The 23,993-nt window shown below is 69.7% G+C and carries 28 protein-coding genes; 23 read left to right on the top strand and 5 right to left on the bottom strand.

Annotation, left to right across the window (positions count from 1 at the left end):
• Positions 1–204 precede the first annotated feature (204 nt).
• The 13 genes from ACLJPY_RS30515 (at position 205) to ACLJPY_RS30455 (ending at position 12,447) form a co-directional block, all read left to right on the top strand.
• Complete coding sequence (locus tag ACLJPY_RS30515; RefSeq protein WP_410593621.1) at positions 205–801, top strand: hypothetical protein; 597 nt, start codon at positions 205–207, stop codon at positions 799–801.
• Complete coding sequence (locus ACLJPY_RS30510; protein ID WP_410593619.1) at positions 795–1,832, top strand: hypothetical protein; 1,038 nt, start codon at positions 795–797, stop codon at positions 1,830–1,832. Before ACLJPY_RS30515 ends, ACLJPY_RS30510 begins: the two co-directional genes overlap by 7 nt.
• Positions 1,833–1,946: 114 nt before the next feature.
• Positions 1,947–2,660: an SAF domain-containing protein gene (locus ACLJPY_RS30505; protein ID WP_410593617.1), complete on the top strand. Its 714-nt coding sequence runs from the start codon at positions 1,947–1,949 to the stop codon at positions 2,658–2,660.
• Positions 2,660–3,562: a chromosome partitioning protein gene (locus ACLJPY_RS30500; protein ID WP_410593616.1), complete on the top strand. Its 903-nt coding sequence runs from the start codon at positions 2,660–2,662 to the stop codon at positions 3,560–3,562. The genes ACLJPY_RS30505 and ACLJPY_RS30500 overlap by 1 nt, the downstream gene beginning before the upstream one ends.
• Positions 3,559–5,067 carry a CpaF family protein gene (locus tag ACLJPY_RS30495; RefSeq protein ID WP_410593615.1) on the top strand — a complete coding sequence of 503 codons (1,509 nt, stop codon included), beginning with the start codon at positions 3,559–3,561 and terminating at the stop codon, positions 5,065–5,067. The genes ACLJPY_RS30500 and ACLJPY_RS30495 overlap by 4 nt, the downstream gene beginning before the upstream one ends.
• On the top strand, positions 5,055–5,987 hold the full coding sequence (locus ACLJPY_RS30490) for a type II secretion system F family protein (protein WP_410593613.1): 933 nt from the start codon (positions 5,055–5,057) through the stop codon (positions 5,985–5,987). The genes ACLJPY_RS30495 and ACLJPY_RS30490 overlap by 13 nt, the downstream gene beginning before the upstream one ends.
• A 5-nt stretch (positions 5,988–5,992) precedes the next feature.
• Positions 5,993–6,886 (top strand): type II secretion system F family protein, encoded by an 894-nt coding sequence (locus ACLJPY_RS30485; protein ID WP_410593612.1) that lies wholly within the window; start codon positions 5,993–5,995, stop codon positions 6,884–6,886.
• Between the two features lie 36 nt (positions 6,887–6,922).
• On the top strand, positions 6,923–7,111 hold the full coding sequence (locus ACLJPY_RS30480) for a hypothetical protein (protein ID WP_410593610.1): 189 nt from the start codon (positions 6,923–6,925) through the stop codon (positions 7,109–7,111).
• A 5-nt stretch (positions 7,112–7,116) separates the two neighbouring features.
• On the top strand, positions 7,117–7,620 hold the full coding sequence (locus ACLJPY_RS30475) for a TadE/TadG family type IV pilus assembly protein (protein WP_410593608.1): 504 nt from the start codon (positions 7,117–7,119) through the stop codon (positions 7,618–7,620).
• A gap of 141 nt (positions 7,621–7,761) precedes the next feature.
• Positions 7,762–8,175, top strand: coding sequence for a pilus assembly protein TadE (locus ACLJPY_RS30470; protein ID WP_410593606.1), 414 nt, complete (start codon positions 7,762–7,764; stop codon positions 8,173–8,175).
• Positions 8,172–8,663: a pilus assembly protein TadG-related protein gene (locus ACLJPY_RS30465; RefSeq protein ID WP_410593605.1), complete on the top strand. Its 492-nt coding sequence runs from the start codon at positions 8,172–8,174 to the stop codon at positions 8,661–8,663. The genes ACLJPY_RS30470 and ACLJPY_RS30465 overlap by 4 nt, the downstream gene beginning before the upstream one ends.
• A 47-nt stretch (positions 8,664–8,710) precedes the next feature.
• Positions 8,711–9,160 carry a hypothetical protein gene (locus tag ACLJPY_RS30460; RefSeq protein WP_410593604.1) on the top strand — a complete coding sequence of 150 codons (450 nt, stop codon included), beginning with the start codon at positions 8,711–8,713 and terminating at the stop codon, positions 9,158–9,160.
• Between the two features lie 104 nt (positions 9,161–9,264).
• A complete protein-coding gene (locus ACLJPY_RS30455) occupies positions 9,265–12,447 on the top strand; it encodes a BTAD domain-containing putative transcriptional regulator (protein ID WP_410593602.1) in 3,183 nt (1,060 codons plus the stop codon).
• A 70-nt stretch (positions 12,448–12,517) separates the two neighbouring features.
• Here the strand turns inward: ACLJPY_RS30455 and ACLJPY_RS30450 are convergent, their stop codons facing one another.
• Complete coding sequence (locus ACLJPY_RS30450; protein ID WP_410593600.1) at positions 12,518–12,988, bottom strand: winged helix-turn-helix transcriptional regulator; 471 nt, start codon at positions 12,986–12,988, stop codon at positions 12,518–12,520.
• A gap of 539 nt (positions 12,989–13,527) precedes the next feature.
• On the opposite strand from ACLJPY_RS30450, the gene ACLJPY_RS30445 reads away from it, so the two are divergent.
• A complete protein-coding gene (locus tag ACLJPY_RS30445; RefSeq protein WP_410593598.1) occupies positions 13,528–13,977 on the top strand; it encodes a hypothetical protein in 450 nt (149 codons plus the stop codon).
• Between the two features lie 301 nt (positions 13,978–14,278).
• Here ACLJPY_RS30445 and ACLJPY_RS30440 read toward each other — a convergent pair whose 3' ends face one another.
• Positions 14,279–14,437: a hypothetical protein gene (locus ACLJPY_RS30440; protein WP_410593597.1), complete on the bottom strand. Its 159-nt coding sequence runs from the start codon at positions 14,435–14,437 to the stop codon at positions 14,279–14,281.
• A 52-nt stretch (positions 14,438–14,489) separates the two neighbouring features.
• On the opposite strand from ACLJPY_RS30440, the gene ACLJPY_RS30435 reads away from it, so the two are divergent.
• The 7 genes from ACLJPY_RS30435 to ACLJPY_RS30405 all read left to right on the top strand — a co-directional run bounded on the left by ACLJPY_RS30435 (position 14,490) and on the right by ACLJPY_RS30405 (position 19,260).
• Positions 14,490–15,218, top strand: coding sequence for an AAA family ATPase (locus ACLJPY_RS30435; RefSeq protein ID WP_410593596.1), 729 nt, complete (start codon positions 14,490–14,492; stop codon positions 15,216–15,218).
• Between the two features lie 45 nt (positions 15,219–15,263).
• The gene (locus tag ACLJPY_RS30430) at positions 15,264–17,021 is read left to right on the top strand and encodes a VWA domain-containing protein (RefSeq protein ID WP_410593594.1); all 1,758 of its coding nucleotides are present in this window, start codon (positions 15,264–15,266) and stop codon (positions 17,019–17,021) included.
• A 44-nt stretch (positions 17,022–17,065) separates the two neighbouring features.
• Positions 17,066–17,320, top strand: coding sequence for a hypothetical protein (locus ACLJPY_RS30425; RefSeq protein WP_410593593.1), 255 nt, complete (start codon positions 17,066–17,068; stop codon positions 17,318–17,320).
• A 282-nt stretch (positions 17,321–17,602) separates the two neighbouring features.
• Entirely contained in the window at positions 17,603–17,941 is a 339-nt protein-coding gene (locus ACLJPY_RS30420; RefSeq protein ID WP_410593592.1) for a hypothetical protein, read from the top strand.
• A 34-nt stretch (positions 17,942–17,975) separates the two neighbouring features.
• Positions 17,976–18,128 (top strand): hypothetical protein, encoded by a 153-nt coding sequence (locus tag ACLJPY_RS30415; RefSeq protein ID WP_410593591.1) that lies wholly within the window; start codon positions 17,976–17,978, stop codon positions 18,126–18,128.
• A gap of 231 nt (positions 18,129–18,359) precedes the next feature.
• A complete protein-coding gene (locus ACLJPY_RS30410; protein ID WP_410593589.1) occupies positions 18,360–18,587 on the top strand; it encodes a hypothetical protein in 228 nt (75 codons plus the stop codon).
• A gap of 424 nt (positions 18,588–19,011) precedes the next feature.
• Positions 19,012–19,260 (top strand): hypothetical protein, encoded by a 249-nt coding sequence (locus ACLJPY_RS30405; RefSeq protein ID WP_410593587.1) that lies wholly within the window; start codon positions 19,012–19,014, stop codon positions 19,258–19,260.
• 76 nt (positions 19,261–19,336) lie between these two features.
• Here ACLJPY_RS30405 and ACLJPY_RS30400 read toward each other — a convergent pair whose 3' ends face one another.
• Entirely contained in the window at positions 19,337–20,227 is an 891-nt protein-coding gene (locus ACLJPY_RS30400; protein ID WP_410593586.1) for a MarR family transcriptional regulator, read from the bottom strand.
• A gap of 320 nt (positions 20,228–20,547) precedes the next feature.
• Here ACLJPY_RS30400 and ACLJPY_RS30395 point away from each other — a divergent pair, with 320 nt between their 5' ends.
• Together ACLJPY_RS30395 and ACLJPY_RS30390 are read left to right on the top strand one after the other, a co-directional pair.
• Positions 20,548–21,432 carry a hypothetical protein gene (locus tag ACLJPY_RS30395; RefSeq protein ID WP_410593584.1) on the top strand — a complete coding sequence of 295 codons (885 nt, stop codon included), beginning with the start codon at positions 20,548–20,550 and terminating at the stop codon, positions 21,430–21,432.
• Positions 21,433–21,535: 103 nt separating this feature from the next.
• Complete coding sequence (locus tag ACLJPY_RS30390) at positions 21,536–21,973, top strand: hypothetical protein (protein ID WP_410593583.1); 438 nt, start codon at positions 21,536–21,538, stop codon at positions 21,971–21,973.
• Here the strand turns inward: ACLJPY_RS30390 and ACLJPY_RS30385 are convergent.
• Both ACLJPY_RS30385 and ACLJPY_RS30380 read right to left on the bottom strand, forming a co-directional pair.
• On the bottom strand, positions 21,942–22,913 hold the full coding sequence (locus ACLJPY_RS30385) for an NlpC/P60 family protein (protein ID WP_410593582.1): 972 nt from the start codon (positions 22,911–22,913) through the stop codon (positions 21,942–21,944). The genes ACLJPY_RS30390 and ACLJPY_RS30385 overlap by 32 nt on opposite strands.
• A 7-nt stretch (positions 22,914–22,920) precedes the next feature.
• Complete coding sequence (locus ACLJPY_RS30380; protein WP_410593581.1) at positions 22,921–23,988, bottom strand: replication-relaxation family protein; 1,068 nt, start codon at positions 23,986–23,988, stop codon at positions 22,921–22,923.
• Positions 23,989–23,993 lie beyond the last annotated feature (5 nt).

Genomic DNA, 23,993 nt, shown 5'->3' with positions numbered 1-23,993 from the left:
TGGTCACATCCCTAGTGTCACCCCAGGCAACCTCGGACAGTGATGCCTATAGCTCGAAAGAGTGAAGATTCATTAGAAAACCCATTCCTACTTCAAAGTCAGTCACTTACACCCTTTGCAGTCGGTGGGGGTCGGTGGTGTAGACGTGGTGTGTATCACGAAAAAGATTGACGATCTTCGCTGATGTCTGGGGGGTGGGGTGTGGTGGCTCGCAAGGTCTTGATCGTTGGTGGGCGCCAAGCCAAGGCGGTGCTCGGGCTCGGAGCCACGTTGGCGATCCTTGCCGCGTGTAGTTCCGGCACGACTACCCCAACGTCCGGCACGATCCAGCCGTCCGGGCAGGCGCCAGCGACGTCGGCTCCGCCGACCACGGCTTTGTCCGTGGTGGACAAAGCCAAGCAGGACGCCCTCGCGTCGTACCGAGGGATGTGGCAGGACTTCGTCACCGCTGGCACCACGTCGGACTGGCAGTCGCCGAAGCTGGGGCGGTACGCGACCGGGATCGCGCTGACGAACATGTCACGGGCCTTGTACGCAGATCACTACAACGGCTTGGTGACCAAAGGCGAACCCACTTACGAGCCTTCGGTGTCCTCTGTCGAACCTCCTGACAACCCGAACAAGATCGTGATCGCTGACTGCTCCGACGATTCGCGCTGGTTGAAGTACAAGGCCGACACCGGGCAGCTCGCTAACGACACTCCGGGCGGTCGGCACCTCATCAACGCGATCGTCCAGAAGCAGGCGGATGGACCGTGGAAAGTCTCGGAGTACGGGGTTCATGAGGCGGGGACATGTTGACACTACGACGCGTTTCAATCGTGACAGGGCTGGTGGTCGTCGGCGGCATATGCGGTGTGGCGCCAGCGCTCGCCGACGGCGGCTACGGCAGCACCACGTGCGACCAGACGCCGGCCCCGGTCTGTGACCTCGGTGCGAGCAAAGGCGGCGACAACAGCAAACCGGGGAACCCAGGAAACGGAAACAAACCCGGACGTCCGGGCACCGGCAACCCAGGCAAGGACAGCAGCAACCCCGGCGACACGATCATCGGCGGGAACTCGAACCTGGCCAAGTGTTCCTACGTGAAGAGCAACTACCAGCCGCCGTCCGGTGGTGTGGTCACCGCCGCCTTCACCAAGCCACTGAGCACCGGCGGCGCGTCCGCGCAACCCGCTGTCCTCGCCCGTCCAGCAGCGGATGGTGTGGTTCTGGCGCAAGCCGCCCAACCAGCGCAGGGCCAGCAGGGTTCTTGGTACGTATGGCAATGCTCGACAGCAGGCGTCACCGACGGGCTGTACCGGCCCCCGGTGTGGATCGCGGATGGACAGCAACCCGGTGCGGCGCAGTTGCCCTCGCCGGCCGAGTTGGCGCAGATGGCGCGCAAGCAGTTGCGGCTGCCCACGCCGACGATCGCGGCGAACCCTGTCGGCGATCAGCTGGTGAACTTGCCGACGTGGATGTGGCTCTCGAGCGGGTGGGGGCCGGTATCGGCGACAGCCTCCGTGCCGGGCGTGTCGGTGACGGCCACCGCGACGCCGACGTCGGTGACGTGGTCCATGGGCGACGGCAGCACGGTGACGTGTACTGGGGCGGGCACGCCGTTCCGGGCCGGGGCTGACCCGAAGGCGCCGTCGCCGGACTGTGGCCACACCTATCGCGCCTCGTCCGCGAAGCGAGCGGGGCAAGCGTTCCCGGTCGCCGCGACGGTGCAATGGACGGTCACCTGGGCGGGCGCGGGGCAAGGTGGAACGTTCCCGGACCTGACCACGACCGGTAACGCGGCCTTCCGTGTCGCGGAGTCCCAAGCCCTCAACAACGGCGGCGGCTGACCTTCCCAGGCAGCACCTCCTTTCACGACAACACCAACAGCAACTCGTCCTTCCGCTCGCTGAAGAACCTTGGCGACGCGGCGCACTACTCCCATGCCTGGAGGAGGTACCGGCGTGACCACGAACATCACGACCCAGCCGGACACCGACCGACCCACGAAGTCGGCCAGCGGCCCCTGGGTGGCGGACGGCAAGAAGCCCGCCTCGCGGCTGCGCGGAACAAAACGACGTCGCAGCATCCCGCACCTACTGCTGGGTGCGCTGCTTGTGCTGGCGTGTGCGGCCGCGTTCCTAGTGGTTTCGCTGAACTCCGGGAACCGGCAATCGGTCTTGGCGTTGGCGCGGCCGGTTGCGGTCGGGCAGGTGCTGACCGCGCAGGATCTCAAGCAGGTAAACATCGCCGTCGACCCCGGCGTTTCTGTTGTGGACGCGAACCAGGCTACGAACGTGGTGGGTAAGACGATGTCCGCGAGTCTGCCCGCCGGTGCGCTGCTGACTCTGGACGCGGTGAGCGGTGCCGGTGTTCCTGTGACAGGCCAAGCGATCGCGGCTTTGTCGTTGAAGGCGGGCCAGTTCCCGGTGGAGGTGTCGCCAGGCGCGCACGTGTCAGTGGTGTTCGTGCCGGGCCAATTGGGCGCTGCGCTGGCCAGCCCGCCGACGCCGGACGCCACGACGGTGTGGCCGGCCGTGGTCACCAGCGTGACCTCGCCGCCGAATCAGCAGGTCACGGTGGTGTCGGTGCAGCTGAGCCAGGCCGCCGCCCGCCAGATCGCCGCCGTGCCCGCGGGTCAGTTGTCGATCGTGATGCTTCCGGGAAGTGGTCAGTGATGCTGGTGGCGGTGCTGTCGGTGAAAGGGTCGCCTGGAGTGACCACGTTCTCGGTCGCGCTGGCCGCGCGCTGGCCATCGCCCTCGCGCGCGCTGCTGGTGGAGGCCGACCCCTCCGGCGGGGACGTCGGGACGCGGTTCTCGCTGGAATCGGCGCCGGGGCTGATGAGCTTGGCGGTCGCCGCCCGGCGTAGCGACGACCCGGCGCTGCTGTGGCAGCACGCGCAGGCCCTGCCGGGCGGGCTGCCGGTGGTGGCCGCACCACCGGACGCCGACCGCGCGCGAGCAGCGTTGTCCGCGCTGGCCGACCCGACTACAGGCGCTGGGGTGCTGCGGACAGCTGCGGGCGCGCCGGAGTCCGTGGTGATCGTGGACTGCGGCCGAATTGACGCTGGGTCTCCGGCGATGCCGATCGTGCGTTCGGCCGACGCGATGGTCTTGCTGACCCGTGCGCACGCCGACGACCTCGCCCACCTGGCCCGTCGCCTGCCGGCGATCGGCAGGTGGACCGCGCATCCGGCGATGTTGCTGGTCGGCGAGGGGTACTCCACCGCCGAAGTCACCCGCGAACTCGGCGTTCTGCCGCTGGGCCGCGTTCCCGACGACCCGCACGGGGCCGCTGTGCTGTGTGGACGGCCCAGCACGCTGCGGTGGGGCCGCAGCGAACCGGCCCATTCCGCGCTGGGACAGGTCGCGCACAGGGTCGCGAAAGTGCTCATCGCCGAACAAACACCGCCGCCCGCGTTGCCCCGACAGGCACCGGCCGACAACCAGCCGATGTCCATGCTGCGCGCGGTGCCCGGCGTGCCCACCCTCGCGGTCTCGGCCAACGGCCTGCGACTGGCACCTGCACCCCTGCCACCGAACACCGAGACCACCTCGCGCGGAGGGCAAGCGTCATGACGTACCCGCCCAACTGTCCTCCACCCAATGGCTATCCGGCTCCGGTCCCCCTGCGTCCGCAGCAGCAGGGACAACCGTCAGGTTGGCAACCGGCCAACACGTCCGGCCACCCCAGCTGGGCGCGTGCGACCCCGCAACCAGCGCCGAGCGGCCCGGAGCCGGCGCAGGCGCAGGCGACCGAGGCCGTCGGGCGGCTTCGCCAGCACCTGCGCGACACGCTCGGCACCGAGCTGCCGCTGCGGGTCGACGCCCAGCAACGCCGCACCGGCGCCCCGGTCACCAGGGAAGCCCGCCGCGAGCTGGCGCGGACGATCCTGGAGGACGCGGTCGCCGCGCACAGCGAGAACGAGCTGATGGACAACCGGTCGCTGGTCGGCCGGGATGTCGAGCAGCGGGTGATCACCGAGGTCATCAACGAGCTGTTCGGCATGGCCGGCCTGCAGCCGCTGCTGGACGACCCGACGGTGGAGACGATCAACGCCAACCGCTACGACCGGGTCTTCGTGCAGTACAACGACGGCCGCCGCGCGCGGGTCGCCCCGATCGCCTCGTCGAACGAGGAGCTGACCGACCTGGTCCGGTTGCTCGCGGCCCGCGCGTCCAGCCAGGAACGCCGCTTCGACTACGGCTCCCCGGCGGTCAACCTCCAACTCCCCGGCGGGGAACGGTTGTTCGCGGTGATGGGCCTGACCGCGGGCGGGGTGACCTCGCTGTCGATCCGCCGGCACGGCTACCTCACGGTGACCCTGCCCGAACTGCGCGCTCGCGGCACCATCGACCCCGGCCTGGAGCAGTTCCTGCGCGCGCTGGTCCGGGCGCGCAAGAACATCCTGATCACCGGTGGTACCGGCGCGGGCAAGACCACCCTGCTGCGGGCGCTGGCCTCGGAGATGGACTCGATGGAGCGGATCGTGACCATCGAGGACGCCTTCGAGCTCGGCCTGGAACTCGACCCCGAAGTCCACGCCGACGTGACCGCCTTCCAGGCCCGTGAAGCCAACGTCGAGGGCGAGGGCGCGATCTCCCAGGCCGAACTCGTCCGGTGGGGCCTGCGCATGTCGCCGGACCGGGTGATCGTCGGGGAGATCCGGGGACCGGAAGTCATCCCGATGTGCAACGCCATGAGCCAGGGCAACGACGGCTCGATGGCGACCCTGCACGCCTCCAGCTCACGGATCGCTTTCACCCGGCTGGCCTCCTACGCCGCACAAGGCGTCGAACGCCTCCCGCTGGACGCGACGAACCTGCTGGTCGCCTCGGCGGTGCACTTTGTCGTGCACCTGGCCCGCGGCACCGACCGCACCACCCGCGTCGTGTCCTCGATCCGCGAGGTCGTCGGCGCCGACGGCCCCCAGGTGGTCTCCAACGAGGTCTACCGGCCCGGCGCGGACCGCCGCGCCGGGCCGGTGGCCGGGGCACTGCGCACCGACACCCTCGACGACCTCGTCGATACCGGGTTCGACCCCGGCTTGCTTGAGCAGCCGGAGGGGTGGTGGCCGCGGTGAACATCACGATCAGCGCCACCACCGCCCTCTCGGCCCTGCTCGGCGTCGGCGTCGGTGTCGGGCTGCTGCTGGTCATCATCGGCTGGCGCGGTGTGGACGTGAACCGGCGCTCCGGACTGTTCCACCGCGGGCAGACGCGCCGCGCCCAAGCCGCGCCGCGAGATCAGCGCCAGGCGCTGCGGATCGGCCTGGCGGTCGCGGTGGGCGCGCTCACTGGTGTTGCCACCGGCTGGGTTGTCGGCGCCGTGCTGGCCGGGCTCGCGGTCTGGGCATTGCCCCGTGTCCTGGGCCGCGACCCCGAGCACGCACGCCGGGTGGCGCGGATCGAGGCGATCGCGACCTGGACGGAAATGCTCAGGGACACGCTCTCGGCCGCCGCTGGGCTGGAGCAGGCCATCCTCGCGACCGCTCCGCTGGCGCCGCCGGCCATCCGCGGCGAGATCACCGACCTCGCCGTCCGCATCGAGAACGGAGACCGGTTGGCGCCCTCCCTGCGCCACCTGGCCGACCAGCTCGCCGACCCCACCGGCGACCTCGTCATCGCCGCCTTGGTGCTCGCGGCCGAACAGCAGGCCCGCCAGCTCGGCGACTTGCTCGGCTCCCTGGCACACACCGCCCGCGAGCAAGCCTCGATGCGGATGCGAGTCGAAGCCGGACGCGCCCGGACCCGAACCAGCGTGCGGGTGATCGTCGGCACCACCTTGTGCTTCGCCGTGGCCGTGGTGCTGCTCAACCGCCCGTACCTGTCCGCCTACGACTCCCCGACCGGGCAAATTGTCCTGCTGGGCATCGGGATTCTGTTCGGACTGGGTTTCGCGTGGTTGGTGCGGGTCGCCAGGGTCGCCGAGCCCGAACGGTTCTTGTCCCTGGCCGCCAGCTCCGAGGACCGGCCTGCGCTCGTCGCCGAGAGGCAGGTGTGACCACCGTGATCACCGCATTGATTCTGGGAGCCGGGCTGGGCCTGGGCCTGTGGGCGCTGGCGGTGTGGGCGTTCCCGCCCCGGCCCGCTCTGGGCGCGGTCCTGGCACGCAGCACGGCGGCGCCCGCGCCGACCCCGATCCTGGCCACGGAGGACACCGGGTGGGCGGCCAGGCTCGGCCGCCCGTTCATCGCCCCGCTGCGCGCGCTCGGTCTGCCCGGCGACCGGCTGGCTCGCGATCTGGCGGTCATCGGCCGCCCGGTCGCGACCCATCTGGCCGAGAAGGCAACCCTGGCGATCGCCGGATTGCTCGCGCCCGTCCTGCTGCAACTGCTGCTCACCCTGGCCGGGTTGTCGCTGGGGATCGAGTTCCCGATCATCGCCGGACTCGTTCTGGCCGCCGCCGGATTCGTTCTGCCTGACCTGCAGGCGAAATCCGACGCGGCGAAGCTGCGCACCGGGTTCCGCCACGCCCTATCCGCCTACCTCGACTTGGTGTGGATCACCCTCGCCGGTGGCGCCGGGGTCGACAGCGCGCTCAACGACTCAATCGCCATCGGCCGCGGCTGGGCATTCGAGCAGATCCGCCGAGCCCTGGACACCGCCCGGCTGACCCGCACGACACCGTGGGCGACGCTGCGCCAGCTCGGCGAGGAACTCGACGTCACCGAGCTGTCCGAGCTCGCCGCCTCGGTCAGCCTGGCCGGCACCGAGGGCGCCAAGGTCCGCACCTCGCTCGCGGCCAAGGCCGGTGCGCTGCGCACGCATCAAATCACCGACGCCGAAGGCGACGCCCAGGCCGCCACCGAACGCATGTCGCTGCCGGTGATGGCGTTGTTCCTGGGCTTCTTGGCGTTCATCGCCTACCCCGGACTCACACAGGTCCTCAATGGATTGTGAGTTGCGGGGCACGTGGAAATGGGAGGAGAAGGCGCGATGCACCTCTACCTGGTGACATTGTGGACGACGGTAAAAGCGCGGTGGGAACTGCTGCGCCGGGAACCCGAGGCCGGGTACTCGACCGAAACCGTACTGGTGACGGCGCTGCTGGTAGTGGCCGCGTTGGCGATCATCGCGATCATCATCGCGAAGGTCACCGCCAAGGCCAACGGCATCAACCTGTAACCGTGATGAGCCGGGAGCAGGCACAGCGGTGGCGTCACCGCCGCGCCGACAGAGCCCGCGGTGATAGCCGGCCGCGGCCCGCGCACAAGAGGACGGCCTCGCGAGGCCGTATCCGGCGGCTGCTGCGCGGTGACCGTGGCGCGGTCAGTGCGGAGCTGGTGATCGCGACGCCGCTCCTTCTGTTGATGCTGCTGGCGATCGTGCAGTTCGCGCTGTGGTCGCACGCCACGCACATCGCCCAGGCCGCCGCGTCTCAAGGGCTCGCCGCCGCGCGAGCCCAGAACGGCACCGCGGCCGCGGGCAGCGCGAGCGCGCAGCAGATGCTCGACCAGCTCGCACGCGGCCCGTTGACTGGCACCGGTGTCGGTGCCGACCGCACCGCCAACTCGGCGTCGATCCGGATCTCCGGGACCGCGACGTCGGTGGTCCCGTTCCTCAGCTTGCCGGTGCACGCCGAGGCGTCCGGCCCGGTCGAACGGTTCGTTCCCGATCTGGCCAGCGGTGGGTGATCCGACACCATGACGACCACGAACTCGCCCGCCGCCCGGACAGGCGCCACGTGCCCGTCCGGTAGTCCAGAACGCCCGCTGGGGCGCGATCACCCGCGCTGGGGTTGGTGGGTGGCCTGGTGGCGCGCGGACCGTGGCTCAGTGGCTGCGGAAGTCACCCTAGCGGCGCCGTTTCTGGTCATGCTGCTCGTGTTCGTCGCTGTGGTGATCCACCGAGGGGTGGATGCCCGGCTGCGGCTGGACGATGCCGCGCACCAAGCGGCCCGCGCGGCAAGCATCGAACGCACATCGGCCACCGCGACCGCGGCGGCTCAGTCCACCGCCACGAACGCGCTGTCCTCGGCTTCAGTGACCTGTGCGTCGCTGAGCGTGGACACCGCCACCGGCGGGATGCGACCGGGCGGCACGGTCAGCGTGACTGTGTCGTGTGCGGTCGACTTCGGCGACGCGCTGATCCTCGGCGTTCCCGGTCAGAAACGCTTGTCCGCCACCGCGATCGAACCAGTCGATACTTGGCGCTCGGTCTCGGGACATGCCTCCGGAGGCGGCGCATGATCCGCCAGGCACTCGATAAGTCGACACTCCGGTGGACACGGTGGAGCCGCTGGTGGCGATCGCAGCGGCGGACCTGGTGGCGGGCCGACGACGGCACGGCGACCGCGTTCGTCGTGGTGCTCGCCATCGGGATCCTCGCCTTGGCCGGGCTGACCCTGGATGGGGGCTTGGCCTTGTCCGCCAAGGTCAAGGCCAACGGGCAGGCGGAGGCCGCCGCTCGCGCCGGCGCCCAGGCCATCGACCTCTCCGCGTACCGCAGCACCGGCACCCTGCAACTGGTGCGGGTCCAGGCGGTCGCCGACGCGCAAAGCTATCTCGCCACCGTCGGCGCCTCCGGAACTGTGACCGTCTCCGGCGACACCGTCACGGTCACCATCACCGCCTCCCAGAACACGCAACTGCTGGGCATGGTCGGGATCTCCAGCCTGACCGTTCACGGCACCGGTAGCGCTCATCCCCAGCGCGGGGTGGTGACCATCGACCCATAGCGGCACTCCAACGCTCACACCAGTACGTCAACACAGAGGAGATCAGGATGGCTACGACCGACGAGATCGCCACGGCTGAGGAGATCGACCGCCGAGTCGAGGCGGCCGACACGGCTCGGCGTCTGAAGCGATCCGCCGCGGCAAAGCAAGTCGGCGAACTCGCCAAAACCCGAAGCGAGCTCGCCGTGCAACTCGACGAGGTCGAACGACAGCTCGGCGACGTACTCGCTGACGCGAGCGACGTGCTGGACATCGACGAGCTGGCGCGGTTCACCAACATTCCGGCAGCCGACCTGACCGGATGGCTCACGACCCGGAAACCGAACCGCACCACCAAAAAGAAAAAGCCCGCCGTGACCGCGCCGAGCACCACAGCCCGAGGACCGTCCGCGGCGAAGGCACCGACGAACGGCCTGGCGTCCGTGCCGCGCGAGCCCGCCGCACCTCGCACCGACACCGCGGACACGCCTGAACGCGTCACGGCGGGGGTGACCTGACAGGCGGCTGTCACCAAGACACGCCGACGCGTCCATCCGTTGCCTCGTCGAGGTGGTGGGCATCGAACCCTAAAGCCCCGTACTACCAAGGAAACGAGTCAGCTGTGACCTCGACATCGCACAAGTCCGGCCGGGAGCCGACCCGGCCACCGGGCACGGGCCGCCGCGTGTGGTGGGCACTGACCAGCATGTTCCGGTTCGTCGGCCGGGTGCTCCGAGGGCTTATCTCCGCCGCGGTGCTGCTCGCGCTTGTGGTGGGCTTGCCCTGGGCGTTGTGGCACTACGTCGGCTGGCCGTTGCCGAACCACGTCCCGACGTGGGCCGAGGTCCAAGGCGTGCTGCTCGGCTCGATGACGACCACGTTCCTGCTGAGCTTTCTCGCCTGCTTGTGCTGGATCACCTGGGCCGCGTTCACCATCGACGTCCTGCGGTGCACAGTCGACCTGGCACGCAGCGGGTTCGACGCGGCCCGGTTGCCGGACTTCTCCGCCGCCGGTCCGATGCACGCGCTGGCGGCCGTGCTGGTTGGCGCGGTCCTGCTGGCAGTGCTGGGCAACCGGCCCGCTCCGGCACCATCCACCTCCTTGTCCGCGGCGCTCGGGACCGGATCGCAAGTCGTGGCGACCGCCCCAGCCCGGCAACACCCAGGCCCCGCCGGTGAGACCCCGATGGTGCGCAACGCGGTCTTCGCCACCCAGACCACCACCGGAGACAGCACCATCCTCGCCGCTCCCACATATCCGGAGTCGGTGGTCGTGCTGGCACCGCAGAACGGGGTGCACGACTCGTTGTGGCGCATCGCCGAACGCAGCCTCGGCGACGGCGCGCGGTGGCCGGAGATCTTCGACCTCAACAAGGGCAAGCCGCAACCGAACGGGCATACCTTCACCAAACCCAGCCTGATCTTCCCCGGCGAGGAACTCGCACTGCCGCACGACGCCAGCGCGCCCACGGTGCCACCCCAGCAGCCAGCCGACCCGGACCAGTCCACTCCCGCCCCGCCGACCGCGCCCGCCCCGCCGACCACCGCTGTGCCACCGACGAGCATCCAACCGTCCACACCAGCGCAACCAGCGCCGTCCACCCAGCAGGCACCACCGACCGCGACCGGCACCAACTCGGCTCCCACGACGAGCGAACCCGGCTTCCGCTGGGGAGCGGAGCTATTTGTCGGGCTCGGCCTGGCCGCCGCGATCAGCGCGGCACTGCTCGTCGCCCGCCGCCGCCACAACAGCCGATACCGGCCCGGCAGCGGCAACCGCGACGACCTGCCCGTCGCACCGGTGGTCTACCAGCTGCGGCTGGCACACCTGCGCTCCGAGACCGACGACGAGATCGACCTCGACGAGGACTACCCGGACGACGAGGACCAGCAGCGTCCGCAGCGTGTCCCGCCCGCGCCGCCCCTTGTGGTGGGCGCACCCCAGACCGGCGCCGGCCGACCCCCCACCGTCGCGCCGGGTCTGGGTGTCCGCGACGGTCGCGAGGTCGCCCTCGACCTCGCGACCGCCCGCGGCCTCGGCCTGGTCGGCGCCGGTGCTCCCGCCGCGGCCCGCGCTCTGCTGATCACCGCGCTCACCAGCTCCCCAGACCACCCGGCGACGTCGGCCGGGGCGATCGTCATCGTCCCGGCCGACGACCTGGTCTCGGTGCTCGGCCGCGGGGCAACCCGGGAGCACCTGCCCTCGGCCGTGCGGGTCGTCGCCGACCTGGACAGTGCGCTGGACGCGGTAGAGGCCGAGACCCTGGTGCGAGCCACGGCCAGCCGGGAACCCGAGGCCGAGCCGGGGACGTGGCCGCCGCTGGTGTTGGTGGCACGACCACCAGCACACCACTCACGACTGCAGGCGGTCCTGGACAACGGAGCGCCGTTCGGCGTCACCGGTCTGCTGCTGGGCCAGTGGCAACCCGGCGTTACCGCCTACGTCCGCGACGATGGCTCGATCTCGGCTACCGGCCCTGGTCTGGGCGAGGCCCTGCGCGGCACCCGGATGTTCCGCCTGGGCGGCGGCGACGCCGCCGCGCTGCTGGCCCTGCTGCGTCAAGCCGAACCTGACCCGCCGGCCACCGACGACCTCGTCGCGCCGCCCGTGCCGCGTCCTCGCATCGTGGCGGCGCACCCCGCCGGCAACGACCAAGCGCCAGGCGAGGCCGACCCGCTCGAGACCGGCGGCTCGGGCGCGGACGAGATCGAGCTGGAAGTCACGGTCGCGGTCACGCAACCGGCGCTCCCGGACACCGATCTGGAGATCCTCGGCCCCGCTCAGGTTCAGCCGCCCGGTGCCCGGCTGCGCCCACCGGCCTCCGGTGTCCGGCAGGTCCCGTCGCGCTTGGCCGACGAGACCGAGCACCACGACGAGGGCGAAGCCGACGAACCGGCGTCCACCAGCGAGCCTGCCAAACCCGTGGCCGAGGCACCGCCGACCACCACCAGCGGCGGTGAACCGGACACCAGCCGAGCGCTGCTCACCGTGACCGTGCTCGGTGACCTGCGGGTGCACTGGCACCCCGAACCCGGTGACACCGGCGATGCGCGCGAGATCACCGGCGCCTTGCAGCCCCGGACCAAGGAGTTGCTGGTGCTGCTGGCGCTGCATCCGGACGGTGCCACCCGCGAGACGCTCGTCTCGGCCTTGTGGGGCCAGGACCCGCCGGCGCGGCCGACCAACGCCCTGCACACGGCGTTGTCGCGGATGCGCAGCGCGCTGGCCACGGCCACGAACGGCGCGGTGACCGACGTCGTCTCCGCCAGCAACGGGCGCTACCAGCTCGATCCCGCGCGCGTTCGCAGTGACTACTGGCGCTTCGCGCACGCCGTGGCCGCCCGCCGCGCCGCTGCCACCGACTCGGCGCGTGTCGATGCGTACCGCGACGTGGTCAACAGCTACGGCGGGCCGCTGGCCGAGGGCATGTCGAACGAGTGGATCGAGCCCGCCCGCGAGGCGATCCGCCGCGACGCCATCGACGCTGTCGCGGCGCTGGCCCGCGCGCTGGTGGACTCCGATCCACAGCAGACCCTGGATCTGTTGGAAGTCGCGCGGGCCTTCGATCCGCACAACGAGCTGCTCTACCGCGACATCATGCGGCTGCAGGAACGTCTCGGGCAGCTGGACGCCATCCCGCGGACGCTGACCTTGCTGACCACCCGGCTCGCCGAGGTCGACGCGACGCCGACTCCGCAGGCTCGTGGGCTGGCTGCCCGGCTGGAGCAGCGCCACGAGGTCGGCTCAGCTGACGCCGCGAGTGCACAAGCCCAAGGTGAACGTGGTCGCATCGCGGCCAGCTGAGGCGGTGGGGCAACGGCGGCGAGGGCTTGTCGTTGCCGGCCCGGACCGTGCGGGCGTGCGCCAGCTCGGCCTATTCGTCGTCCACTTCATCGCCGAGATTGAGTTCGTCCAGCTCGGCGATTCCGGTCAGGGTGCCCATCTCGTCGCCATTCTGGCGACTGTATGCCTGGGCCTGCGCGATGAGTTCCTGATGCTCATCAGCCCAGGCCACGAGTGTCTCAGTCAGCGTCAAGAACTCCAAGACTTCCGGCTTCAACTCGTAAGTAACCGTGACCGGAAAAGTCTTTGTGCACCGGACCCGCTTCAACAGACCTTCTTCGGTCATCTTTTTCAATGTGCGGGCCAGAATGCTATCGTGTAGGACGGCGTGTTTGTCCGACCATTCTTCACCAATGGAATACGAGCTGATCGTGGAGAGAATTTCTTTTCGCCGCATGGGGCCACCCGAGAGCGTGACCAGGATGGCCGGTGCCCACTTGTCTCCGAAAAGATACTTCAGGTTGTACAAACCCCGAAGGAACCCCTCGTCCCCGACCTTCATAGCGCCTCCCCGTGTGCACTGACCCGACCCTCGCGCCGCGCCCGTCGTCCCCTTGTCCGGCGACGTGCCCCCTGCGACTGCCACCTAAACGGTCGTGCCTGGTCAGCACGGCCGCAGAGCCGGTCCTGGCCTCCTCGTCTCGTAGCAGTAGAGCCCTCCACGTTACGCCGAACGGCGGAACCGGCCCACCGTATTCCTACTCAAGGCGAACCGTGACCGAATGTCACTCACAGTAGTCGCACTGGAGATCATCTACACGCACAGTGGCTTCCTTTGGGGGTTCATACGGGGGTTCATGATGGGGTTCATACGGGGGATCAGATTAGAGGACCACCCCCTGCAGCCTGCGGAGATGCTGGTCAGTGACGCCGCAGGGGGATCCGCTGGTATCCCAGACTCGCTTGTTCACAAGCCGGTAGACACATCGGGGCGGACTGGGTGGCCGGCGCCCTCATCGCTCATCTGTTCTCACCTTTTGGCTATCTCTCACCTTGACCCTTACTCACTTTCCCTATTGTTTTGTTTCTTATCCTCTGCCGATGGCATTCCTTGCCCCTTGCCTTGACATTCCCGTCCGCGGTGGCCGGCGCACGACAAGGGGGTCGCCGACCTGCGAAAACTGGTGCAATGACGACTGGAATTGTGACCGTACGGACGGCTTTCTATTTCCCCGCGACGACTACGAAAAGAGTCTTAAAAATGGGTGGCCATTTTTATTGCGCGCGGCGCGTGGCAGAGTCATAATTGAATTACCACCGGGGAAACCGGAAACCGCACCGAATACCACACCCGGCGCGAGCCATGTCCGACGAATGGGACCGATTATGTGTTACGCCGACACCGCCACCGAAACCGACAACACGGTGACCGCGTTTTTTTACTGCGGGTGGGTCGAATACGGCCACACCCCGGAATCGGCCGACGCCGCCGCCGAAGCCCACCAGAACGCGCCCGACGTCATCGACGACACCGCCGCCGTGGCGGCCTGACCGTTCCCGCCGCCCCGCACTAGATCCGAAAGGACCCACCCGCGATGACCACGCCAGCCACGCCGACGACCGCCCCGGCGGCATCCGGCACGACGACCACCGCCCCGGCGGGTGGGCGGTTGCCCAACGGCGAACTCCGCCGACAGGTGGCGCAAGTCCTCACCGATCAGGCGGGCACCGAACTGACCCCGCGCAACATCGCCGCCGCACTCGGCGGGAAGTCATCGGGCGCGATCGGCAACGCGCTCGCCGCGCTCACCGCCGGAGGCTACGCCGAACAAACCTCGGCCAAACCGGTCCGCTACCGGTCGACCCCGACCACCGCCGACGCCGCCGCCGCGCCCGTGGCGGTCCCGTCCGGCACACCCCGCCGCCCCCGCACACCCCGCCCGACGACACTGCCCGCGACGACCACACCCGCCGCCCCGGCAACGACTCCGGCCGTGACCGGTCCGGTCACGCGCCCAAACGGGCAGCTCTACCACCCGCGCAAGTTGTCCGGACTTCCGGACGTGACCGCGCTGCGCAAGTTGCGCGACGCCGGGGTCGCCGCCCTGATGTACGGACCACCCGGAACCGGGAAGACCTCGGTCGTCGAGGCCGCTTTCGGTGACCTGGTCACGGTTCAGGGCGACGGGGACACCACGGTCGCCGACATCGTGGGCGAGTACACCCAAACCCCGGACGGCAAATTCGTGTTCGTGCACGGTCCGCTGGTCCGCGCGATGCACGAAGGCCGGACCCTGTTCATCGACGACGCCACGCTCATACCGCCGACCGTGCTCGCCGTGGTGTACCCCGCGATGGACGGCCGCCGCCAGATCATGATCAAGGCCAACGGCGGCGAGGTCATCGACGCCGCGCCCGGCTTCTACGTCGTGGCCGGACACAACCCCGGCGTGCACGGCGCGGTGCTGTCGGATGCGTTGGCGTCGCGGTTTTCCGTGCAGATCCAGGTGTCCACCGACTACGACCTCGCCACCCAACTCAAGATCGACACCCGCGCCGTGTCCGTGGCGCGCAACCTGTCCACCCGACAGACCAACGGCGAGATCCGGTGGGCACCGCAACTGCGCGAACTGCTGGCATTCCAGAAGATCGCCGACGTGTTGGGCACCGACGCCGCAGCCGGGAACCTGATCGGCACCGCCCCGGAAGAGGACCGCGACATCGTGGCAACCGCCGTCAAGGCCGCCTTCGGCAAAACCGTTGCCCCGCTGGCACTCGGTGCCCGTATCTGACCCACCGCCGCCCGCACCCTAACCGTCCGGAAAGGACACACCGCGATGACCGCGCACATGATCGCCGACCCCGCCGCCACCGCCTCGGCCGTGTTCCCCGCCGCCCCCGGATGGGACGCGCTATCGGCCGCGCTGACCGCCGAAGTCCCCGCGATCGCCGACCGCGACGACCTGCTGGTCACCATCGTGCCCGGTGCCGGACAGGGTGCCCCGGCGTGTTTCCTGCCCGCCACCGCCATGATCGAAGTCGACGGGACCCACCTGCACCCGGTCGACCCCGCCACCGCCAAACCGCACCGGATGAGCGATCGGAAACGCTACGCCCCCACGTGGGGCGCGCTGACCCACGAGTGCGCACACAGCAAACACACCAAATGGCTCGCCGCCGTCCCCGCCGAAGCCGGCCCCGGCGTGGTGGACGCCGCCCTGCTGCTGGAAGAGCCCCGGATCGAACGGGCACAAATCCGCCGCCGCCCCGACGACCGCCACTGGTTGCGCGCGTGCGTGAAAACCATCGTCACGGGCGGCATGAAACTCGACGACCCCGCCTTCGCCCCGAAAATGACCCCGCGCGACGCCGCCCACACCGCCGCCCTGTTCCTGGGACGCACCGACGGCGGCATCCTCACCCGCACCGAAACCGCGCCCGTCGCGCGTGCCGTGGAAGACGTGCTCGGCGCGGATAAACTCGGAAAGCTGCGCGCGGTGTGGCGTCAGGCGTTCCGCACCGCCGACGACGACACCGCCGCCATGATCGAACTCGGCCGCCAGTGGTGCGAGATCATCGGACCGGACCCCGACACCACCCCGCCGCACCTCGCCGACCCGTCGGCCACCCCCGACCCGTCCGGCACCCCGTCGCCCTCCCCGCTGGCCGACGCGATCGGCAAAGCACTGGGAAAGGTGGCGCGCGCGGTGGCGCGGGCAAAGCTGCCCGAGGACCCCGCCGAGATCGCCGCCCGCAAGAAGGCCGCCGCCGACGCCGCCGAGAAGAAGGCCGATGACGCCGCCCGCACCGTGTTCACGGTCGGTTGTCCCCCTGACGGGCGTACCGAAACGATCGGCACCCGCCCGCCGACCACGGGCGAACGCACCGCCGCGCGGGTGCTCGGGCGCGCGTTGACCACCGCCGGGGTGCGTGACCGGGTGGCGACGAAGACGACCTCGCCGATTCCGCCCGGACGCCTTCGGATGCGCGGTGCACTGGCACGCGAGGCACAACTCGCCGCCGGAGCGATGCCGACCGCCGAACCGTTCACCCGCACCGCCCGCACGCCCGTACCGACCCCGCCGCTGCGGCTGGGCATCGCGTGCGACGTGTCCGGTTCCATGGGCAGCTTCGCGAAACCGGTCGCCTCGACCGCGTGGATTCTGGCCAACGCCGCCGCGCAGAGTCCGGTGCCCGCCGATACCGCCACCGTGATCTTCGGGCACCACGTCCGCCCGATCACCCGCCCCGGCAAGGCCCCCGCCGCCGTGACCGACTTCGCCACCCGCGACAACTGGGAAGCCATCGACACCGCGATCGACGCCCTCGACGGCGCGCTCGGGCTGTCGCGCCCCGGTGCCGCGCGGTTGCTGGTCATCGTGTCCGACGGCAAATTCCGCGACGCGCCCCGCCGCAACGGGCAGCAGCTTCTCGACCGGTTGCGCGCCACCGGTTGCGCCGTGTTGTGGATCGCCCCGGACGTCCTTGGGCGCAAGCCGATGACCGGGGCGACCGTGCACGTGATGACCGACCCCACTACCACCGCGCAGGCCATTGGCGGCGCCGCCACCGCCGCCCTGCGCGCCACCCACTGAAACAACCCGCACACCCGGAACGCCGGAATTGGAGATGACCTTCGATGACCAACACCGACGTCGCGACCGTGGGTGACCTGATCGCCGCCCTCGGCCAGTACGACCCGACCGCCCCGGTACGGCTCGCCACGCAACCCGGCTACCCACTGGAGAATTTCGTCGCGCGGGTCGCGTGCACCCCGGACGACGCCGAGTACGAAGGCCCCACGCGCACCGACCCGCCCGTGGTGTGGCTCGGCGCGGGCGCGCAGGTCGGGTACCTGCCCGCGCTCGCCGCCAACGCCCTGGGGTGGTCGTGATGACAACGACCGCGCCCGGACTTACCGCCGCGCTGGCCGAGCCGTTGCCCCCAAGGCCCCAATAACGGGCGGGCCTCGCCGGCGCCTCGCGGGGGGCCCGGGGGGGCACCTGCGGATCGCCGAGGTCATGACCCAAGGGTCGTCACTGGTCACCGAGCTCGCGATCGCCGAGACGAACCCGGCATGGAAGTCCATCCGGATGAACGCGTCGCATGAGGCCAAAGCATGGAACGAACTTCTGGGACGAGCCCGACGATGAAACCGCCGGACGCAGGAGACGCGATGAACGACAACAACGAAAACGCTCAGGGCAAACAGTTCCGCCTCCTGGACTTCGAGGCGACCTGTCCGGACTGCGCCGTCGCCGTCGGCGAGCCACACAAATACGACGAGTACGACGGCGGGTGTGACGTCGCGCGGTGCCTGGTGACCGGGCTGCAGCGGCTGATGTGCGACCTCGACCACGACTGCGGCCGGGACGTCTGGACCGGGTGGTGGCCCGGCTTGGTCGACTGCGAGCAACTCGGCTGGATGATCGGCCCTGGTTTGCCTGACCTCAACCGGCTTTACACCGAGGCGACCTGGGATCCCGCGCGGTGCCTCTGGGTGAAAGCCGTCTGAGCCTCGGCCGCGCTACCACCCGGTGGTATCCAGCATGACCCGTGATGACGCCGACTTCTACGTCGGCACCGGACCGAACGCCCGCTGGCGGGGCTCACTGGCGACGTCGGCGAGCCGGTCGAGCTGGCCCCGCCTCGGCGAGGCGGGCGACACCGAGACGCCCGCCGTGCTCTCAGTGTTTCGGTGACACCACCCCCAAGACCGCGACTCTCACCTGGCCCGGCTACCGGGGCCTGCAGATCCCGATCAGAGCCCACCTTGCCGCCGGCCTACCGTTTCGCGGCCAAACCCCGCGGCGAGGTCGCCCTCGCCCGTGGGCCGGCGCCGCGGAAAGTTGACCCCCTTAACGTGCTGGGCCGGCCTTGGCCCCCCTCTGACCGACCTCGCCGCTCCGGCTTATCCGCAGGGTCCTGCACGAGTGCTGCGGCCCGCCTCGGCTCGTGGCCTGCACGTGCTGCCTGTCGATGCGCCGTTCGCCCACGAGCGGGTGGTGACCGTATTGCGGTTCGTGCTCGATGCCGACCGCGACGCCGAGGGCAGCAACCCTGATCACGCCCGTGAGCTGCTGGAGTCCGCCGCTGACGTCGCCGCGCAGGCCGTCACCGCCCACCGCACCCACCAACCGCACCCGTGGCCACCGCGCTGACCACCCGAACGACAAGGTTCCGATCATGGGCTTCACCGGTTCGCTCATCCTCGCTCTACTCGGGTCGTGCTGACCGACACGCTGGCACCGCTCGAGGCGGAGTTCGTCGGCCGTCACGGCGACCACTGGCAGCTCGCCGCCGTCATGGGGGACTTCCCGGACGTACCCGGCTGGGCCGCCGCACTCGTCGAGGCCACGGCCGCGCCCGTGCTGATTGCGGTCGTCGAGGACAGCGACACCGCGCTGCTGCTGGCCGACAGCCCTGACGGGCACCGGTGGATCACAGTGCTCAACGCCCCAGCCGACAGCGCGGGCCGGGCAGCGGTCGCCGACACCAGGGCGATGGCAGCGATCGCCGAGGCCGCTGTCGCTTGGGCCGCCGAAGCCGGGCACACCGTCGCCACCGATGCCGCCCTGACGGCCGTTGTGCGAGGCCGACCGCGACAACCGCGCCGCCGACCAAGCGTTCAGCGACGCCCTCGACGCAGGCGATTTCGCGGCAACGCACGAGGTAGTGCGCAACCAGATCTCGTTCATCGAGGTTTACGTACTGCGGGTGCTGACCGCGCTCGGGGTTGCCGTGTCGGTCCGGCACACCGGTTCCTGGTGGGCGCATCTGGCCGACCAGGCACACGCGCCGTCTCCGTATCCCGGAGATCTGCCGACCGGATAGCGAGCGGACGCGAATGTGGTTGTGTCCCAACGGGGATTACGTTGGGACACAACCACATTCGCCATGTCGTCGGGCGTTAGTTCGTCGACGCGGGGGCAGCCTCCTGCTCTGCCGGGGCGAGCGCGAACCGCCTCGGCTTGTCTTGCGTCTTCGCCGCCACGCCACCCTCGACCAGCTTGTCCAGCGCGTTGCTCACCGCGCCCGACGACTTCCCGCCCAACGCGTTCGCGATCGCGGTGGGGCCGAACTCCTCGCCGGGGTGGTCTCGCAGGTAGTCTTCGACCATCCCCCGCAACCCACCGGGTGCCAGCCGTGCCTTTTTCTCGCCCGTCGCGTCCGCGCCATCCTCGGTCGGCTTGTCGACGTCGGTCGCCGCGCCGTCGGCGGCGGGCTCGCTCACCTCGGCGACGACAGGCTCAGCCTTCACGAGGTCGGCCGCTTCGGTCTCGACCGGGTCCTGCGCGTCATCGGCTGCGGCGTCGGTCGGTGTGGTGTCCGTCGGCTCGACGGGGTCACCCTCGTCGTCGGCGGCGGGCGCGTCCGGGACGACCGGACCGACGACAGGAACCTCCGGCTCGGTGGGCGTGGTGTCGGTCGCGTCGGTGTCGTCCGCCGCAGCGGTGTCCACCGGAGCCGGGTCGACCTGGGTGGTGTCGACTTCGGTGATTGCCCACAAGTCGGCGGCGCGCCGCCCACCCTCGACGATCCCGGCGGTGCGGGTAACGCTGCCGTCCGCAACCCATTTGACGAGGATCTTCTGCGCGGTCGACTTCCCGATCTTCGCCGCCGTGGACAGGTCGGCGGCGGTGCTGTTCGGGGCGGCGTGCAACGCCTCCCACAGTTTGTCTTCGGTTTCCGTGCGGACCTTCGTGGCGACGGTCTGCTCGGAAACCGACCGCAGCGTCCGGTCGGTTCCGGTCGTGCTGGTGGTAGTGGGGATTTTGCGGGTGCGGGTCTTGCTGGACATGACATCCCTCGATTCGCGTTCGTGATCGGTGGCGGGTGGTCATGCCCCGGCCGGAGCGGGTGTGGCCCCCGGTGCGCTGCCGGTGTGTTCGGGCTACACGACTATGGACGCTTCCTTCGACCCATGAAGTCAAGCGGGTTCGGCAAATAAGACGTCTGTCTCGTGTAGACGGTGGCGCGATCCTGGGGATTGTTGCGCCACACGGGTCTACTTCGGCCCCCGTTGTACACATGTCTGTTGACAACTACGCGATCACGAAGCGTCAATACACGTCGGGCCACCCGGCCGGCTACACCGGAACCGAAGGGCTTGTATAGACAATGACGACCGACCGCGACATCCACGAACCACCCGAATTGGCCGCCGACGCGGCCGTCGACGCACCGCGAACCGACCCCCAGTCCGATGACACCGCCGCGATCGCCGGGGCGTCACAGTCGCCCGATGAGGCGGCGATGCGGGCGTGGGAGGGGCTGCCGCCGGACACGATGATCCTCGCCCCGGCGTTCGCCCCGCCGCCGATGCGATGCCCCGACGACGTGTGGGCGATGCTCGTGACGGCGATCGACATCGTCGGCGACGCTGATCCCGACCGCGCGGGCGAGGTGGCGTTGTTCGCAGGCAACTGGGTGGCCGACCAGCCCCCGCCTGACAGCTTGTACGACGGCGACCTCGTCGTGTGCCTGTCCCACCCGGCCAATCGCAGGTACCCGTTGCCCCGCGACCACGCCACTGATGTCGAGATGCTGCTGGCGTACCAGGGACGTTGGCAGCGGGTTGGCCAGTGGCACGGGCTCGACGATGGCTGGCCGAGTCTCGTCGCGTCCACCGCCGCCGTCGTGATGGGTCTGGACGGTGACGCCACCGAGGCCGCCATCTGGTCGGAGACCCCGCCGCCGTCGACCTCGCCGCCGCTGATCAAGTGGGCGCGCGGTGGCATCGCCGAACTGCTGGACGCCGGACTGGTCACAGCGGGCGAGGAACTGGTCTGGAACCGCCGTAACCTCGGCGTCCGGCACACCGCGCGCATCCGGGCCGACGGCACCCTCATCCTCGCCGACGGCCGTGTCTTCGCCAACCCGTGCGGTGCCACCACCGCTCTGGGCGGCAACCACCAGAATAGATGGAACGCCTTTCGGCGGGTTTCCGACGGACGCACCTTGGACCACCTCCGCACGGAACTCCGCGCACGGCGCGGGCACTAAGTCCACGCCGAACCCGTCTCGCGCATGTTCCGCATCGGATCCGCTGCGCGGTGGGCAACCGCCAGTCGCACAGCGGATCCGGCGGTCCGGAGGTAGTATCGCCATGAGCCGCTACGACTCCTCGGTGGATTGTCTCGTGCTGTGGGGCGCACGCGCCGGGGTCGGCGTCGGCTATACCTTGGAGGCTGCCGCCGTGCGGCTGGTCGAGGACATCGCCGAGTTCCGTGACGACGGCGGCATCCCTGCGCACGTACGCACTGTGACCACGGTGCTGCCGCAGCAGCGGGTCATCGAGATCCGGGTCGAGGGCCTGTCCGTCGAGGCCGACCCCGATCGCCTGACGATTCGCGAGGTGACCTACGCGCTCTTCGAACTGGCCAGCTACCACAACATCGTCGCACTCGACGCCACCACGCCGCCGTTGTTCACCCAACGCATCCTGCTCGTCGACAGTGACGGCCGACCGTTCAATGCTATGATCGGCGCAGGAATTGGCGACGTGGAAGTTGTTACGCCGCAACAGAACCGGTGGGACGTGTAGCGCCCGCATAGTCATCCCCGTTGTACCGGTACGGTTGCACCTTCACAACCTGGCCAAAGTCCGGCGCGTCCACCATGGAACCTCCGCCAATGTAGAGACCTACGTGGTGGATATTGTTGGGTGTGCCGTAGAAAACGAGGTCACCCGGCAAAAGTGGCTGTCCGGGCGGAACGTGGGGACCAGTATTGAACTGGGTCTGGGCGGTGCGCGGCAAGGTCACTCCGGCGGCGGCGTAGGCCGCCTTGGTCAACCCCGAACAGTCGAAGCCCGCGTGCCCGCCCTGAGGCCCGTTGCCGCCCCAGACGTACGGAAGTCCTCTCTGCCCGCAGGCGTAGTTAATCGCCGCTACCGCGACCGCGTTGGTGGCCTGAATGGCGTTGCAGTCGCCGGTGCCGACCGTCGCGGCGGCGTCGGCGTATTGCTTGGCTTGGTCGATGACCTGTTTGACGTACCAGTCGGCGTGGTTGTAGGCGAAGATCGCCGCCCGCAGATCACCACGCCGCACTCCGTCGTCGCAGAGCATGAAGGCGGCGGCGTAGATGGCGTCGTGTGGGTTGTAACGCGAGGGCGGGCTGGCACCGCCTGGAGGTATCTGGTGGCGGGCAATCACTCCGTCGAAGGTGGCAGACTTAGACTGCATCGGCCCGCCTGCTCCATAGCCGTTTTCGCCGCTGTGGACGCCGGGCAGGGGTGAGCGGCCGTGATCACTTTCGATTTTGCCGATAGCGGCGAGGATCGACCAGTCCAGCCCTGGGCACTCGCCGGCCGCCGCGCGGTACAGCGCGAGGTAGTCGGCGGGGATGTCGGCTAGCGCGGTCGCGCTGGGCTGGCTGTTTCCGCTACCGAACAGGGCCGAGATCGCGGCTGACACTCCGTTCCCGATCAACGTCGGGATGAAGATGATCACACCGATCACGATGGCGCCGACTTTCAGGATCATCGGGTACTCACCGCGTGCCTGTGCTCGGTCCGCGTGAGATGGGTGCCGGCGGCATCGGCGCGGGCGCCGGGGCCATCACCGCCAGCGTCGAGTCCGGCCCGAGAGCCGACTCGCTGCCCGCCTCGGTGCTGGGTGGCGCGACGTGCCAGGCGTCGAGCAACCGGTGCAACTCGCGCCGGGCGCTCCCCGCGCTGCCGGTGGTGGTGTCCAGGGGTAGCCAGACCTTGTCGGCCGGGCTGGGGTGCGCGGCCTCGGGGTTGAGCAGCTCGGCCGCGGCGGTGGCCACCGGGACCGAGCGCGGATCGTCGAGTTCGCGCCAGGCCCGCGCCAGCAGCCGGCGGGCGGTGGCCTCGCGCCGCGAGGTCGGCAGCCACACCAGCAGCGGAGTGGTGATTCCGGTGGCCTCGGCGAGCGCGGCGTAGCCGGCTAGTTTCCCGACGAGTTTGGCCAGGACCTCGGTGCCGAAGTCGTATTCGAGGAAAAACTCGATCTCCCCGTCGGCGCTGGCCCATCGGCCGTAGGCGTCGGGCTTGATCAGGTCCCCGAAGTGCCGAGCGCAGCGGGCTTCCGACCACCACGCTCCGAGCGTGCTGTGCTCGTCGGCGTCGCTGTGGCGAGCGCGGTCGACGAGGGCGGTGAACCACTCGGCGACGCCGACGGTGTGCGCGAGCCGCAGCGAATGGGCTACTCCGAAGGCGCGGTCGTGGCGGTAGCCGAGTTCCTTGACGTCCAGGCCGTCCTCGGCGGCCAGTACCGCGGCCCCGGCGGGTGCGAGGACGTAGTGCATCGGCGCGGTGCCGACGGTGATGAACGGCTGGAACCGGTCCACCACGCCCCACTGGAACAGTTCCCGCAGCCGCATCCGGCCCGAGCGGAACGACGGGAACGCTAGCGCGGTGATCTGGTGGGAGGTGAGGACGCGGTGCTCGTGCAGCATTCGGATGATCCACCGGTCGCGCGGGGTCAGCCGCCACGCCAGCACCGCCTGATGATCGGCGCTGTTCGCCGCGCGAGGGGTGGGCCGGGTTGCCTTGTGACCTCGAAGAGTGCGCTGCCTGGTCGGGTTGGTGATCATGACGT

Origin of the sequence: Amycolatopsis sp. lyj-23 (genome assembly GCF_046549135.1) — a bacterium.
Taxonomy (GTDB): domain Bacteria; phylum Actinomycetota; class Actinomycetes; order Mycobacteriales; family Pseudonocardiaceae; genus Amycolatopsis.
The sequence above is the reverse complement of the archived record's forward strand: the minus strand, read 5'-3'. Positions and strand labels throughout refer to the sequence as shown.